At 68.3% G+C, this 14557-nt stretch carries 12 protein-coding genes; 4 read left to right on the forward strand and 8 right to left on the reverse strand.

Annotated elements, in window-relative coordinates; translation table 11 throughout:
• Positions 1 to 88: 88 nt before the first annotated feature.
• Positions 89 to 1138: an ABC transporter substrate-binding protein gene (locus AB6806_RS18095; protein WP_142023090.1), complete on the reverse strand. Its 1050-nt coding sequence runs from the start codon at positions 1136 to 1138 to the stop codon at positions 89 to 91.
• A 116-nt stretch (positions 1139 to 1254) separates the two neighbouring features.
• Complete coding sequence (locus tag AB6806_RS18100) at positions 1255 to 1713, reverse strand: Lrp/AsnC ligand binding domain-containing protein (protein WP_038363168.1); 459 nt, start codon at positions 1711 to 1713, stop codon at positions 1255 to 1257.
• A gap of 122 nt (positions 1714 to 1835) precedes the next feature.
• On the opposite strand from AB6806_RS18100, the gene putA reads away from it, so the two are divergent.
• The 3 genes from putA to AB6806_RS18115 all read left to right on the forward strand — a co-directional run bounded on the left by putA (position 1836) and on the right by AB6806_RS18115 (position 5939).
• A complete protein-coding gene (putA, locus tag AB6806_RS18105; protein ID WP_370955082.1) occupies positions 1836 to 4925 on the forward strand; it encodes a bifunctional proline dehydrogenase/L-glutamate gamma-semialdehyde dehydrogenase PutA in 3090 nt (1029 codons plus the stop codon).
• Positions 4926 to 5034: 109 nt separating this feature from the next.
• A complete protein-coding gene (locus AB6806_RS18110) occupies positions 5035 to 5562 on the forward strand; it encodes an RNA pyrophosphohydrolase (RefSeq protein ID WP_142023088.1) in 528 nt (175 codons plus the stop codon).
• Positions 5559 to 5939, forward strand: a complete 381-nt coding sequence (locus tag AB6806_RS18115; protein WP_142023087.1) for a VOC family protein — start codon at positions 5559 to 5561, stop codon at positions 5937 to 5939. Before AB6806_RS18110 ends, AB6806_RS18115 begins: the two co-directional genes overlap by 4 nt.
• 48 nt (positions 5940 to 5987) lie before the next feature.
• On the opposite strand, the gene AB6806_RS18120 is transcribed toward AB6806_RS18115, so the two are convergent.
• The 6 genes from AB6806_RS18120 to AB6806_RS18145 all read right to left on the reverse strand — a co-directional run bounded on the left by AB6806_RS18120 (position 5988) and on the right by AB6806_RS18145 (position 13550).
• A complete protein-coding gene (locus AB6806_RS18120; protein WP_112764375.1) occupies positions 5988 to 6401 on the reverse strand; it encodes a F0F1 ATP synthase subunit epsilon in 414 nt (137 codons plus the stop codon).
• Between the two features lie 115 nt (positions 6402 to 6516).
• Positions 6517 to 8007: a F0F1 ATP synthase subunit beta gene (gene atpD / locus AB6806_RS18125; protein WP_038363157.1), complete on the reverse strand. Its 1491-nt coding sequence runs from the start codon at positions 8005 to 8007 to the stop codon at positions 6517 to 6519.
• Positions 8008 to 8082: 75 nt separating this feature from the next.
• The gene (locus AB6806_RS18130; RefSeq protein WP_038363156.1) at positions 8083 to 8952 is read right to left on the reverse strand and encodes a F0F1 ATP synthase subunit gamma; all 870 of its coding nucleotides are present in this window, start codon (positions 8950 to 8952) and stop codon (positions 8083 to 8085) included.
• A gap of 104 nt (positions 8953 to 9056) precedes the next feature.
• Complete coding sequence (atpA, locus tag AB6806_RS18135) at positions 9057 to 10589, reverse strand: F0F1 ATP synthase subunit alpha (RefSeq protein WP_038363155.1); 1533 nt, start codon at positions 10587 to 10589, stop codon at positions 9057 to 9059.
• Positions 10589 to 11158, reverse strand: a complete 570-nt coding sequence (locus tag AB6806_RS18140) for a F0F1 ATP synthase subunit delta (RefSeq protein WP_038363154.1) — start codon at positions 11156 to 11158, stop codon at positions 10589 to 10591. Before AB6806_RS18140 ends, atpA begins: the two co-directional genes overlap by 1 nt.
• 208 nt (positions 11159 to 11366) lie before the next feature.
• Positions 11367 to 13550 carry a primosomal protein N' gene (locus AB6806_RS18145; RefSeq protein ID WP_370955083.1) on the reverse strand — a complete coding sequence of 728 codons (2184 nt, stop codon included), beginning with the start codon at positions 13548 to 13550 and terminating at the stop codon, positions 11367 to 11369.
• Between the two features lie 59 nt (positions 13551 to 13609).
• Here AB6806_RS18145 and AB6806_RS18150 point away from each other — a divergent pair, with 59 nt between their 5' ends.
• Positions 13610 to 14536: a tyrosine recombinase XerC gene (locus AB6806_RS18150; RefSeq protein WP_038363151.1), complete on the forward strand. Its 927-nt coding sequence runs from the start codon at positions 13610 to 13612 to the stop codon at positions 14534 to 14536.
• The last annotated feature ends 21 nt before the right edge of the window (positions 14537 to 14557 follow it).

Raw genomic sequence — 14557 nt, forward strand, 5'->3', positions numbered from 1 at the left:
CCGGTGGAAAAAGGCGCGGCACGATAGGCAGCCCGCCCCGCCCTGTCACCCTCTCATGGGACAGGCCGCCTTGCGCCAGGCGCGGCGCTCAGAACAGGCGCTCGTCCTTCGCCGGCAGAAAGGCGTCGGTGAAGGCATCGCCCGCGCGGGCCTTGTCGCGGAAGGGCTGGGCCTGCGCGCTCTGCTCCAGCGCCGCCGCCCAGCGCACCCGGTCGATGCCGCCGAGCCCGTGTTCCCTCACAGAGGGCGTCAGCACGTTCTGCGCGAGCGCCAGCGTCAGCCGCTCGCGCTCGACCTCGGCTTGCGCATTCTCATTGCGACGCATGATCGCCTGCACGCCGAGGTCGGGATTCGCAGCCACATCCCGGACACCGCGAACCAGCGCCCGCAGGAGCCCGCGCACGGCCTCCGGCTTGTCGGTCGCGAGCTTGGGCGAAACCATGATCGCATTGCCGTAGAGCAGGACCCCGTGATCGGCCATCGTCATCACGACGATGTCGTCGGCCGGCACCCCGCGCGCCTTCAGGCCGGCAAAGGAATAGGGACCGAAGCCGAAGGCGGCGTCGACCTCCCCGGAAGCCAGCATCGGCTCCCTGACGGGGAAGCCGATATTTTCCAGCCGGATCCGGCTGTCGTCGATCCGGGTGAGGACCTTGAAGAGCGGCCATTGCGCGAAGGCGGCATCCGCCGCCGGTGCGCCGAGCTTCTTGTCTTCGAGGCTCGCCGGCTCGGCCGAGATGCCGCGGCTGCGGCGGCCGATGACGGCGAAAGGCGGGCGATCATGGATCATCATCACCGCCTTGAGATCCTGGCCGGCATTCGCATCCCGGAAGCGCATCAACGCATTGACGTCGCCGCAGGCGGCATCGAACTCGCCGGCCGCCACGCGCGCCGGGGTTTGCCGCGCCCCACTTCCCGCCTCGAAGCTGACATCGAGCCCTTCCGCACGGAAATAGCCCTTCTCCTGCGCGGCGAGGAACAGCCCCGCGAGCCCTTCGAGGCGCCAGCTCAGCAGCATCCGGATCGGCGTCACCGTCTCGGCCGAGACCGGTCTCGCCCCGAAGCCGCAGGCGGCGGCTCCCGCCACGAAAGCGCGGCGCGAGAGCAGAACGGAAGCACGGGGCGGCAGGGGCGCCATGGGAACCTCGGAAGCATTCTGGCCGGAACGGCCGGCCGTCGATCGCCTACCGGAGCAGTTTGAGATCACAACACGTTGAAATCACGTCAACATCGTCACGCGATTGCGTCGGGCGGTCACAATGGCAGCGCGCCATCGGTCTTGACCTCTTCCATCACGGCATAGGTGCGCGTCTCGCGCACCGCCGGCAGGGCGAGCAGCACCTCACCGAGGAAGCGGCGATAGGCATTCATATCGGCCACGCGCGTCTTCACGAGATAATCGAAACCGCCCGCCACCATATGGCATTCCAGCACTTCCGGCGCCCGCTTCACCGCCGCGGCGAAGCGCTCGAAGGCATCGGGCGTCGTCTTGTCGAGATAGACCTCGACGAAGACGAGCAGGTTCAGGCCGAGCCGCGTCGGATCGAGCGTCGCGCGATAGCCGGTGATGAAACCGTCCCGCGTCAGGCGTTTCAGCCGCTCGCCCGTGGCCGTGGGAGAAAGCCCGACCTTTTCGGCGAGCTCGACGCCGGCGATCCGGCCGTCGCCCTGCAGAAGCGAGAGGATGCGGCGGTCCGTCCGGTCCAGCATGATAAATCTCTGTAAAATTCGTCTTCTATGAAGTTTCATAAGGCAAATTTACCTGAAATGCCAATTGATATGCGGCCGATCTCTCATCATCCTTCAGATATTCCAGCCCGCCTTCGGAGCCCCTTATGGCCATCTCGACCGTCCCGCCTTTCCGCGCGCCTTATGCCGAGGATGACGGCGCAATGGCCGGCCGGCTGCTCGCAGGCGCCCGCCGCGACCCTGCGGCCAAGGCCCGGATCGACGCCCGCGCCACCGGGCTGATCGAGGCGATCCGCAGCCGCAAGGTAGGCCTGGGCGGCATCGAGGAATTGCTGCGCGAATATTCGCTCTCGACCAAGGAGGGCCTCGCGCTGATGGTGCTGGCGGAGGCGCTGCTGCGCGTGCCTGACGCCGCTACCGCCGACCGGCTGATCGAGGACAAGCTCGGCCAGGGCGATTTCGCCCATCACGAAGCGAAATCGGACGCCTTCCTGGTCTCGGCCTCGGCCTGGGCGCTCGGCATCACCGCGCGCGTCATCCAGCCCGGCGAAACGCCGACGGGCATCGTCAGCAGCCTCGCCAAGCGCCTGGGCGTGCCGACGGTTCGCACCGCGACGCGCCAGGCGATGCGCGTCATGGGCAACCATTTCGTCCTCGGCCAGACCATCGAGGAGGCGCTGAAGCGCGCCCGCTCCGGCACCGGCAAGCTTTATCGCTATTCCTTCGACATGCTGGGCGAAGGCGCACGCACGCAAGCCGACGCCGACCGCTATTTCGCCTCCTACACCGCCGCGATCGACGCCATCGGCCGCTCCGCCGGCAACGACAGGCTGCCCAACCGCCCCGGCATCTCGGTCAAGCTCTCGGCGCTGCATCCGCGCTATGACGCGACGAACCATGAGCGCGTGCTGTCGGAGCTCGTGCCGAAGGTCGTCGCGCTCGCCCGTCAGGCCAAGGGCTACGACCTCAACTTCACCGTCGATGCCGAGGAGGCCGACCGGCTGGAGCTCTCGCTCGACGTGATCGACGCCGTCTTCGCCGATGCCTCGCTCGACGGCTGGGACGGCTTCGGCCTTGCCATCCAGGCCTATCAGAAGCGCGCCTCGGCGGTGATCGACCATATCGGCCGCCTCGCCGAAACCCACAGCCGGCGCATGATGGTGCGGCTGGTCAAGGGCGCCTATTGGGACACCGAGCTCAAGCGCGCCCAGGAGCGCGGCCTGCCCGACTATCCCGTCTTCACCCGCAAGGCGATGACGGACCTGAATTACGAAGCCTGCGCGGCCCAGCTCCTGAAGCTTAGGCCGCGCATCATCCCGCAATTCGCGACGCATAACGCGCTCACCGTCGCGACCGTCGCCGAGATGGCGGGGAATGCCGAGGGCTTCGAATTCCAGCGCCTGCACGGCATGGGCGAGGCCCTCTACGAGAAGCTGCTGCGCGAGAACGAAGGCTATGCCTGCCGGACCTATGCGCCGGTCGGCGGCCATCAGGACCTGCTCGCCTATCTCGTCCGCCGCCTGCTCGAGAACGGCGCCAACTCCTCCTTCGTCAGCGCCTCCGGCGACCCCGAGGTTCCGGTCTCGCAGCTCCTGCTGGCGCCGGCCGAGATCATCGGCTCGGCCAGCGCCGCCCGCCACCGCCGCATCCCGCTCCCGGCCGATCTCTACGGCCCCTCGCGCAAGAACTCGGCCGGCACCGAGCTCGGCCATGAGGAAAGCCTCGACGGTCTGCTGAAGGAGATCGCGGCGGCCGGCCAATTCCCCGATGCCGCGCCGATCATCGACGGCAAGCCGCAGCCCGGCACGGCCCGCGAGGTGCGCTCGCCCATCGACGGCACGCCGATCGGCAAGGTGATCGAGGCCGATGCCGCGACCGCCGAGCGCGCCATGGCCGCGGCAGTGAAGGGCTTCCGTGCCTGGAACGAGACGCCGGCCCGCATTCGCGCCGCGGCGCTGCGCAAGGCCGCCGACATCATGGAGGCCCGACGCGGGCTCCTGATCGCGCTTCTGCAAGGCGAAGCCGGCAAAACCATCGACGACGCCATTTCCGAGGTGCGCGAGGCCGTCGATTTCTGCCGCTACTATGCGGCGCAGGCCGAGGAGCATTTCGCCACGCCGACCGCGCTTCCCGGCCCGACCGGCGAGGAGAACCGGCTCGTCCTGCGCGGGCGCGGCGCCTTCGTCTGCATCGCGCCCTGGAACTTCCCGCTCGCGATCTTCGCCGGGCAGGTCGTGGCCGCGCTCGTCGCCGGCAACAGCGTCGTCGCCAAGCCTGCCCCGCAGACGCCTTTGATCGCGGCCGTGGCGATCAGGATGCTGCACGAGGCCGGCGTGCCCGTCAGCGCGCTGCATCTCGTGCCAGGCGGCACGGAGGCCGGCTCGGCCCTGGTCGCGCACAAGGACGTGGCCGGCGTCGCCTTCACCGGCTCGACCGCGACCGCGCGCGGGATCAACCGGACGCTCGCCGCCAAGGACGGCCCGATCGTACCGCTGATCGCCGAGACCGGCGGCCTCAACGCCATGATCGTCGACGCCACCGCCCTGCCCGAACAGGTCAGCGACGACGTGGTGATGTCAGCCTTCCGTTCGGCCGGGCAGCGCTGCTCGGCGCTGCGCCTGCTGGTGGTGCAGGACGACGTTGCCGACAAGATGATCGAGATGATCGAAGGTGCGACCAAAGAGCTGAAGCTCGGCGATCCCCGCAAGCTCGACATCCATATCGGCCCGGTCATCGACGCCGCCGCCAGGCAGCGCCTCGACGCCCATCTCGCCGCCATGCGCCAGCAGGGTCGCGTCGCCTGGGCCGGGCAGGCGCCCGAGCTCGGCGGCACCTATGTCGCGCCGCATATCGTCAGGCTCGACCGGGTCAGCGACCTCACCGCCGAGCATTTCGGCCCGATCCTGCATGTCGTGCGCTGGAAGGCGGGCGAGCTCGACAAGGTCATCGCCGAGATCGACGCGACCGGCTACGGCCTGACGCTGGGCGTCCACTCGCGCATCGAGACGACGGTCGAGCGCGTCATCGAGCGGCTCTCTGCCGGCAATATCTACGTCAACCGCAACATCATCGGCGCGGTCGTCGGCGTGCAGCCCTTCGGCGGCCATGGCCTGTCCGGCACCGGCCCCAAGGCCGGCGGCCCGCACTATCTGATGCGCTTCGCCACCGAGCAGACCGTGACGATCAACACGGCCGCCGCCGGCGGCAATGCCAGCCTGATCGCGATGGGGGAATGAGTAGGCGCCTCCCGCGCCGTCATGCTCGGGCTTGACCCGAGCATCTCATGCCGAGAACACTGGTTTCCGAGATGGCCGGGTCAAGCCCGACCATGACGAGCCAAGGCGAATGACGGACGCAGCCCTCCCCTACCGCCCCAATGTCGGCATCGCCCTGTTCAACGCCGAAGGGCTGGTCTTCACCGGGAAGGCCCACAGCGCCGGCCCCGAGATCATCCTGCCCGGCCGGGACTGGCAGATGCCGCAGGGCGGCATCGATCCCGACGAGGAGATCGTCGCGGCCGCCCGGCGCGAGCTGGCGGAGGAAACCGGCATCGCCGGCGCGGAACTCTTGGCGGCGACGGAGGAGTGGTGGAGCTACGACTTCCCGCCCTATGACGGGCCGCCGCACAAGCTGGCGGCCTTTCGCGGCCAGCGCCAGCGCTGGGTCGCCTTCCGCTTCACGGGCGACGAGCGCGAGATCGACATCGGCAAGCCCAACGGCGACGAGCCGCCGGAGTTCGGCGCCTGGCGCTGGCGCCCGCTCGCGGAGATGCCGGAGCTCGTCGTGCCGTTCAAGCGAGCGGTCTATGCGCGGGTGGCCGCCGCTTTCGCCGCCTTCGCCGTGCCCATGGTTTCCCGGGGAGAAGCGAGATGAGCCTCGTCGAACTCGACCACTGCGTCATCCACGTCTCCGACTGGGAGCGCTCGAATGCCTTCTATCGCGACGTGATCGGCGCCGAGATCGTGCCGAACGGCGACGGCTTCGTCTATCGCATCGGCCGCGCCCAGCTCAATTGCCACGGCCCCGGGCTGCAGCCCACGCCCGTCGCGAGGCTGCCCGTCCCGCCCGGCGGCAGCGATCTCTGCTTCGCCTGGCCGGGACCGATCGCGGAGGCGATCGCCCATCTCGAACGGCAGGAGGTCGCGATCGAGCTCGGGCCTGTCCAGCGCTTCGGCCGTGGCGGTCGCGGCACCAGCGTCTATTTCCGCGACCCGGACGGTTCGCTGCTCGAATTCATCAGCTACGTATGAAAAAGGCCGCTCGCGCGGCCTTTTCTGTTCCGGATATGGGAGCTGGGCTCAGGCCGCCTTGCGCTGCTCGAAGACGTGCTTGAACTCGCGCAGCTGCACCAGCGTGTCGTGCAGGCGCTTCTTCTCGTCGTCATTGTGCGAGCCGGAGAGGCGGGTCTCGGCAGTCAGGATCTCGGCGTCGAGAACGGCGGTGTCGACGTCCTCGATGAAGCGGCCCTGCTCGGCCAGGATCGTCGTCGAGGCCTGGTTGACCTCGACGAGGCCGCCATTGACGAAGAACTCCTTGCCGTTGCTCTCCGTCGTCTGGACGAAGACGATGCCGGCCTTGATCACGGCAACCAGCGGCGCATGGCCGGCCAGCACGGTCATTTCGCCCTCGACCGAAGGAACGATGACGCTGACGACATCGCCCGAGAACAGGATGCGCTCCGGCGAGACGAGTTCGAACTTGAAGGTGGCCATCGTTTCATTCTCCCCGGTTCGTCATGACCGGGCTTGACCCGGTCATCTCGGAAACCAGCGTGTTCTGGTCATGAGATCCCCGGGGCAAGCCCGGGGATGACGCGTGCGGAATGCCTTACGCCGCCTCGGCGGCCAGGCGCTGCGCCTTCTCGACGGCTTCCTCGATCGAGCCGACCATGTAGAAGGCCGCCTCCGGCAGGTGATCGTACTTGCCCTCGACCAGGCCCTTGAAGCCCTTGATCGTGTCCTCGAGCGAGACGAGCTTGCCCGGCGAGCCGGTGAAGACTTCCGCGACGTGGAAGGGCTGCGACAGGAAGCGCTCGATCTTGCGGGCGCGCGCCACGGTCATCTTGTCGTCTTCCGAGAGCTCGTCCATGCCCAGGATCGCGATGATGTCCTGCAGCGCCTTGTAGCGCTGGAGCACCTGCTGGACCTGGCGAGCGACGCCGTAGTGCTCCTCACCGACGATGTCGGCCGAGAGCATGCGCGAGGTCGAGTCGAGCGGGTCGACCGCCGGATAGATGCCCTTTTCCGCGATCGAGCGCGAGAGCACGGTCGTGGCATCGAGGTGGGCGAAGGAGGTGGCCGGCGCCGGGTCGGTCAGGTCGTCCGCCGGCACGTAGATCGCCTGCACCGAGGTGATCGAGCCCTTGGTCGTGGTGGTGATGCGCTCCTGCAGGTTGCCCATGTCGGTGGCGAGCGTCGGCTGATAGCCCACCGCCGAAGGGATGCGGCCGAGCAGCGCCGACACTTCCGAACCCGCCTGCGTGAAGCGGAAGATGTTGTCGACGAAGAAGAGCACGTCCTGGCCCTTGTCGCGGAAGTCCTCGGCGACGGTCAGGCCGGCGAGAGCGACGCGCATGCGGGCGCCCGGGGGCTCGTTCATCTGGCCGTAAACGAGGGCGCATTTGGAGCCAGCGGTCGAGCCACCGTTCTCCTTCGGGTCCTTGTTGACGTTGGACTCGATCATCTCGTGATAAAGGTCGTTACCCTCGCGGGTGCGCTCGCCGACGCCGGCGAACACCGAGTAGCCGCCATGGGCCTTCGCGACGTTGTTGATCAGCTCCATGATCAGCACGGTCTTGCCGACGCCGGCGCCGCCGAACAGGCCGATCTTGCCGCCCTTGGCGTAGGGAGCCAGCAGGTCGACGACCTTGATGCCGGTGACGAGGATCTGCGCCTCGGTCGACTGTTCGGAATAGGCCGGGGCCGGCTGGTGGATGCCGCGGGTGGCGGTGGTCAGGATCGGGCCGGCTTCGTCGACCGGCTCGCCGATGACGTTCATGATGCGGCCGAGGCACTCCTCGCCGACCGGCACGGCGATCGGGGCGCCGGTGTCGGTGACCGACTGGCCGCGAACCAGACCTTCGGTCGAGTCCATCGCGATGGTGCGAACCGTGTTCTCGCCGAGATGCTGGGCGACCTCGAGGACGAGGCGGTTGCCGAGGTTGTCGGTCTCGAGCGCGTTCAGGATCTCCGGCAGGGCGCCGTCGAACTGCACGTCGACGACGGCGCCGATGACCTGGGCAACGCGGCCGGTGCCGGTGTTGGCGGGCTTGTCGTCAGCGGACTTCGTCTTGGTGGTCTTGGTAGCGGCTTTGGCCATGGTGGAACCTCGGGACTAGCGCATTCGGATGTTTCGGCTGCCGGCGGAAAGCGCCGCCGGCGGAAGGCTGGGCGGTTAGAGCGCTTCCGCGCCGGAGATGATCTCGATCAGTTCCTTCGTGATCATCGCCTGGCGCGAGCGGTTGTAGAGCTGCGTCTGCTTCTTGATCATCTCGCCGGCGTTGCGCGTGGCGGAATCCATCGCGGACATGCGCGCGCCCTGCTCGGAGGCGGCGTTCTCGAGCAGCCCGCGCAGGATCTGAACGGTCAGATTGCGCGGCAGCAGCGCCTCGAGAATCTCGCCTTCGTCCGGCTCGTAGTCGTAGACGGCGTCGGTCTGCTTCGTCCCTTCCGGAATCTCGGCCGGGATGATGCGCTGCGCTGTCGGGATCTGGGCGATCACCGACTTGAACTTCGAGAAGAACAGCGTCGCGACGTCGAACTCGCCGGCGGCGAAGCGGGCGAGCAGGTTCTGGGCGATCGCCTCGGCATTGACGTAGCCGACCTGCTTGAACTCGCGCAGGTCGATGAACTCGATGATCTCGTCGGCGAACTGACGCCGCAGGATGTCGTAGCCCTTCTTGCCGACGCAGATGATCTTGACCGTCTTGCCTTCGGCCTTGAGCGCATTCGCCTTGTCACGCGCCAGTCGCGCGATCGAGGAGTTGAAGGCGCCACACAGGCCGCGCTCGGCGGTCAGCACCAGCAGCAGATGCACCTTGTCCGAGCCCGTGCCGGCGATCAGGCGCGGCGCGCTCGAACCGGACACGCCGGAAGCGAGGTTCGACAGCACCGTCTCCATGCGCTCGGCATAGGGGCGCGCGGCCTCGGCAGCCATCTGCGCCCGGCGCAGCTTCGCAGCCGCGACCATCTGCATGGCCTTGGTGATTTTCTGCGTCGCCTTCACCGAGGCGATGCGGTTGCGTAGGTCCTTGAGGGACGGCATCCGATCTTGATCCCCTACCCGTCAGCCACGGAAAGCGCGGCAACGAAGCATTTCAGAGAAGCGGTGCGGCGAAGCTCCTGGCTCCGCCGCACCGAAGGTGATGATCAGGCGAAGGACTTCGCGAAGCCCGCGACGATGTCCTTGAGCTTGGCGGCGTTGGCGTCCGACAGATCCTTGCTCGTGCCGATCTCAGCGAGGAGGTCGGCATGCTTGCCGCGGACCAGCGCCAGCAGCCCGTCCTCGAAGGAGCGGACCTTGTTGACCGGCATCGCGTCGAGATAGCCGTTCACGCCGGCATAGATCACGACGACCTGCTCTTCCATCTTCAGCGGCGAGAACTGCGGCTGCTTCAGCAGCTCGGTCAGGCGGGCGCCGCGGTTGAGCAGGCGCTGCGTCACCGCGTCGAGGTCCGAGCCGAACTGGGCGAAGGCGGCCATCTCGCGGTACTGGGCGAGCTCGCCCTTGATCTTGCCGGCGACCTTCTTGGTGGCCTTGGTCTGCGCCGAGGAGCCGACGCGCGACACCGAGAGGCCGACGTTCACCGCCGGGCGGATGCCCTGGTAGAACAGGTCCGTCTCCAGGAAGATCTGGCCGTCGGTGATCGAGATCACGTTGGTCGGGATGTAGGCGGAGACGTCGTTCGCCTGGGTCTCGATGACCGGCAGCGCCGTCAGCGAGCCGAGGCCGGCGGCCTCGCCCATCTTCGCCGCGCGCTCGAGCAGGCGGGAGTGGAGATAGAACACGTCGCCCGGATAGGCTTCGCGGCCCGGCGGGCGGCGCAGCAGCAGCGACATCTGGCGGTAGGCGACGGCCTGCTTGGAGAGGTCGTCATAGATGATCACGGCGTGCATGCCGTTGTCGCGGAAGAACTCGCCCATCGAGCAGCCGGCGAAGGGCGCCAGGAACTGCATCGGGGCCGGGTCCGAGGCGGTGGCGGCCACGACGATGGAGTACTCCATCGCGCCGCGCTCCTCGAGCACCTTCACGAGCTGGGCGACGGTCGAGCGCTTCTGGCCGACGGCGACGTAGACGCAGTAGAGCTTCTGGCTCTCGGGGGCGCCTTCGACGTTCAGCGGACGCTGGTTCAGGATCGTGTCGAGCGCGATCGCGGTCTTGCCGGTCTGGCGGTCGCCGATGATGAGTTCGCGCTGGCCGCGGCCGATCGGGATCAGGGCATCGACCGCCTTGAGGCCGGTCGCCATCGGCTCATGCACCGACTTGCGCGGGATGATGCCGGGCGCCTTGACGTCGACACGGCGACGCTCCTTGGCCTTGATCGGACCCTTGCCGTCGATCGGGTTGCCGAGCGCGTCGACGACGCGGCCGAGCAGCTCCTTGCCGACGGGAACGTCGACGATGGCGCCGGTGCGCTTGACGGTCTGGCCTTCCTTGATCTCGCGGTCGGAACCGAAGATCACGACACCGACATTGTCGCTCTCGAGGTTGAGCGCCATGCCGCGCACGCCGGACTCGAACTCGACCATCTCGCCGGCCTGGACCTTGTCGAGGCCGTAGACGCGGGCGATGCCGTCACCGACGGAGAGAACCTGGCCGACTTCGGTCACCGAAGCTTCCGAGCCGAAATTCGAGATCTGAGCCTTCAGGATGGCGGAGATTTCAGCGGGGCGGATGTCCATCAGCCGACCTCTTTCATGGCAAGACGAATTGAATTGAGCTTGGTTTTCAGCGAGGCGTCGACCATGCGGGAGCCCATCTTGACGACGAGCCCGCCGATCAGCGCCGGATCGACCTTGATCGAGACGTCGACATCCTTGCCGGCGACGCCCTTCAGCGCCGCGCGGATCTCGTCGACGCGCTTGGCCGTGGGCTGCTCGGCGACCGTCACCTCGGCGGAGACGATGCCCTTGGCCTCGGCGACCAGGCGCTTGTAGCCGGCGATCATGCCCGGCAGCGCGAAGAGGCGGCGCTTGCTGGCGACCAGCCCGATGAAATTGGCGGCGATGCCGGTGATGCCGGCCTTCTCGAGCACGGCCTTGATCGCCGCGACCTGCTCCTCGGCGGTGAAGGCCGGGCTCTCGATCAGGCGGGTGAGATCGGCGCTCTCGGAGAGCAGGCCGTTGAAGGCGTCCAGAGCGGCGGCGACGGTGTCGATCGCGCCCGTCTCCTCAGCCAGCTCGAACAAAGCGGTGGCATAGCGCTGCGCTACGCCCGACACCAGTGTCCCCTGCGATCCGCCTTCTGCCACGCTTCCCGTCTCTCGTTTCAAGGGCTTGCACCGGCGACCTTCCGGGGAAGGTGGAGTGCATCGTCCCGACGCTGCGAGTATCACAGGCGCAAAGCCAGCGACACGGCTTCGCGACCAAAATGTGGCGGTGCACTAGCATGTGGTTCCGGGGCACGCAATCGCTAGTTCGACCATGGAAGTGGCGATTGGGCCACGGCTTTCAGCAATTTTACAGGAAGCTCTGCGGATCGACATCGACCGCGACCCGGACCGACCCCTTGGGTTTGGGCCCGCGCTTCAGCCAGGCGCGCAGATAGTCCTGCAGGTTGACCTCGCGGGTCGTCCTGACGATCAGACGCATGCGATGGCGCCCGCGCAGCACCGCCAGAGGCGCTTCCGCCGGCCCCAGCACCGCGATTCCGTCGCCGGCCTCGGCGCAGCGCGCCAGCGCGCGGGCATGGCTTTCGGCCTCGGCCTGACCGTTCGCGGAGACGATCAGCGCCGCCAGCCGGCCGAAGGGCGGCAGCCCCGCAGCCTCCCGCGACGCCTCCTCTGCGGCATAAAACCGCTCCGGGTCGCCCGAGACCAGCGCCTTGAGCACGGGATGCTCCGGGTCATGCGTCTGAAGCAAGGCGCGGCCGGGTTTCTCGCCCCGTCCTGCACGGCCCGTGACCTGCCGCAGCGCCTGAAAGGTCCGCTCGGCCGCGCGCGGGTCGCCCGAGGTCAGGCCGAGATCGGCATCGACGACGCCGACCAGCGTCATGCCGGGGAAATTATGGCCCTTGGCGACGAGCTGCGTGCCGATGACGATGTCGAACTCACCCTCGGCCACCGCCATCAGCTCCGTCTTCAGGCGTTCCGTCCCTCCGGGAAAATCGCTGGAGAGCACGATCGAGCGTGCCTGTGGAAAAAGCGTCGCGACCTCCTCGGCCAGCCGCTCGACGCCCGGCCCGCAGGCCATCAGGCTCTCGGGCTTGTGGCAGGCCGGACATTCCTGCGGCCGGCGCTCGACATGGCCGCAATGATGGCAGACCAGCGCCCGCCGGAACCGATGATCGACCAGCCAGGCCGTGCAGTTCGGGCACTGGAAGCGGTGACCGCAATCGCGACAGAGCGTCAGCGGCGCATAGCCGCGCCGGTTCAGGAAGAGCAGCGACTGCTCCTTGGCCTCGATATTGGTCTCGATCGCCTTGACCAGCGCGCCGGAGAGCCAGCGCCCGCGCTCCGGCTTGTCCCGTCGCAGATCGACGAGGCCGAGCGTCGGCAATTCGCGCCCGCCGAAACGCTCCGGCAGCTTGAGATGGGTGTAGCGGCCGCGCTCGGCATTGACGCGGGTTTCCAGCGAGGGCGTCGCGGAAGCCAGCACGACCGGCGCGTTCTCGATGCGCCCGCGCACCACAGCCATGTCGCGAGCATGGTAGGAGACCCCATCCTCCTGCTTGTAGGCGGATTCATGCTCCTCATCGACGACGACGAGGCCGAGATCCTTGTAGGGCAGGAACAGCGCCGAGCGGGCGCCCGCCACCACCTTCGCCTCGCCGCTCGCGATCGCCGCCTGCAGCCGCTCGCGTTTTCGGCCAGTTACAGCCGAGTGCCAGAGCCCCGGCCTGACCCCGAAGCGGGCCTCGAAGCGGTCGATGAACTGCGCGGTCAGCGCGATCTCCGGCATCAGGATCAGGCTCTGCCGGCCCTGCCGGATCGCCTCCGCCACCGCCTCGAAATAGACCTCGGTCTTGCCCGAGCCGGTGACGCCTTCGAGCAGCGCGACGCTGAACGCCCTCGCCTGCACGGCGGCCACCAGCGCCTGCGCCACCTCGCCCTGCCCCTCCGACAGCTCCGGGACGGCATGGTCGGGATCGGGCAGCGCCGCGATGGCTTCGCGCGGCATCGGCTCGACGATGAAGGTGCCGGCATCGACGAGGGAATCGATCACGGCAGCGCTGACCGAGGCCGCCTCGGCCAGCGCCGATTTCGCGATCAGCAGGCCACCCTCGGCCGCGGCGATGGCACGAGCGCGGGCCGGCGTCATCCGGCCGGGCGGCGGCCCGGCGAGCCTGACGCCGAGCTTCGGTCGCTCGGGCGTATCGTCCGGCTGCCGGCGCAGCGCCAATGCGAGCACCGAGCCTTTCGGCGCGAGCGTGTACCAGGCGACCCAGTCGACGAGCTTCCTGAGCGCCGGATCAAGCGGCGGCATGTCGTATTTGCCGGTGACCTGCTTGAGGTTGCCGCCGCGCCCGGCCCCGACGGCCCAGACCACGCCGACGGTCTCGCGCGGCCCCAGCGGCACCTGCACGACATCGCCGGCCGCAAGCGCGAGCCCCGGCGGCACGGCATAGCTATAGGCCTGGTCGAGCCCGAGCGGGATCAGCACGTCGACCGTGCCGCCTTCGATCATGTCCGCCGTCTCGTCCATCGTGCCAGTGTCTAGCACCGATTCGGCTGCTGTTAAGGCAGGAGCGTCATGCTTCAGCGATGACCGATTTCGACTCCTTCCGGCAGGACTGGCTGACCCATCTTTCGGCCGAGCGGCGCCTCTCGCCGAAGACGCTTGAAGCCTATGGCCGCGATCTCGGCCAGTTCACCGCTTTCCTCACCGGGCATCTCGGCGGAGCGCCCTCGCTCGCCGATATCGCCGCGCTGAAGCCCGTCGACCTGCGCGCCTTCCTCGGCCAGCGCCGCCGCGACGGGGTCGGCAACCGCACGCTGATGCGCCAGCTCGCGGCTTTGCGCTCCTTCGCCCGCTTCGGCGAGCGCAGCGGCAAGCTCACCGCCGCCGCCTTCGCCGCGACGCGCGGGCCGCGCCTCGGCAAATCGCTGCCGCGCCCGCTCGAACCCGCCTCCGCGCGCGCCGTCACCCAGGCCGACACCCGCGCCGGCGAGGAGCGCGAGCAATGGATCCTGGCCCGCGACGCCGCCGTGCTCGGCCTGCTCTATGGCAGCGGCCTGCGCATCTCGGAGGCGCTTTCGCTCGCCCGTGCCCAGGCGCCGCAAAGCGCCGGCGAGACGCTGACCGTGATCGGCAAGGGCTCGAAGACGCGGATGGTACCGGTGCTGCCAGTGGTGGTGGCCGCCATCGCGGAATATCTCAAGCTCTGCCCCTGGCGCCTGCCGCCGGAAGGTCCGCTCTTCGTCGGCGCCAAGGGCGGGCCGCTATCGCCCCGCATCATCCAGCTCGCGGTCGAGGGGCTGCGCGGCGCGCTCGGCCTGCCCTCATCCGCGACGCCGCACTCCCTGCGCCATTCCTTCGCGACGCATCTGCTCGGGCGCGGCGGCGATCTGCGCGCCATCCAGGAACTGCTCGGCCACGCCTCGCTCTCGACCACGCAGATCTACACCCGCGTCGATTCCGCCCGGCTGATGGCGGCCTATGACGCCGCCCATCCGCGGGCGGGGCGCTGACATCGGACCGAAAAGTGGAAA

The sequence above is a fragment of the Allobosea sp. RCC_152_1 genome (genome assembly GCF_041360765.1).
Taxonomy (GTDB): Bacteria; Pseudomonadota; Alphaproteobacteria; order Rhizobiales; family Beijerinckiaceae; genus Allobosea; species Allobosea spartocytisi.

Excerpts from the sequence above, each read along its gene's own strand:
- atpD (WP_038363157.1), bottom strand. The coding sequence starts at position 8,007 with ATGGCCAAAGCCGCTACCAAGACCACCAAGACGAAGTCCGCTGACGAC.
- AB6806_RS18095 (WP_142023090.1), bottom strand. The coding sequence starts at position 1,138 with ATGGCGCCCCTGCCGCCCCGTGCTTCCGTTCTGCTCTCGCGCCGCGCT.
- atpA (WP_038363155.1), bottom strand. The coding sequence starts at position 10,589 with ATGGACATCCGCCCCGCTGAAATCTCCGCCATCCTGAAGGCTCAGATC.
- AB6806_RS18110 (WP_142023088.1), top strand. The coding sequence starts at position 5,035 with ATGACGGACGCAGCCCTCCCCTACCGCCCCAATGTCGGCATCGCCCTG.
- AB6806_RS18145 (WP_370955083.1), bottom strand. The coding sequence starts at position 13,550 with ATGGACGAGACGGCGGACATGATCGAAGGCGGCACGGTCGACGTGCTG.
- AB6806_RS18150 (WP_038363151.1), top strand. The coding sequence starts at position 13,610 with ATGACCGATTTCGACTCCTTCCGGCAGGACTGGCTGACCCATCTTTCG.
- putA (WP_370955082.1), top strand. The coding sequence starts at position 1,836 with ATGGCCATCTCGACCGTCCCGCCTTTCCGCGCGCCTTATGCCGAGGAT.
- AB6806_RS18120 (WP_112764375.1), bottom strand. The coding sequence starts at position 6,401 with ATGGCCACCTTCAAGTTCGAACTCGTCTCGCCGGAGCGCATCCTGTTC.
- AB6806_RS18115 (WP_142023087.1), top strand. The coding sequence starts at position 5,559 with ATGAGCCTCGTCGAACTCGACCACTGCGTCATCCACGTCTCCGACTGG.
- AB6806_RS18130 (WP_038363156.1), bottom strand. The coding sequence starts at position 8,952 with ATGCCGTCCCTCAAGGACCTACGCAACCGCATCGCCTCGGTGAAGGCG.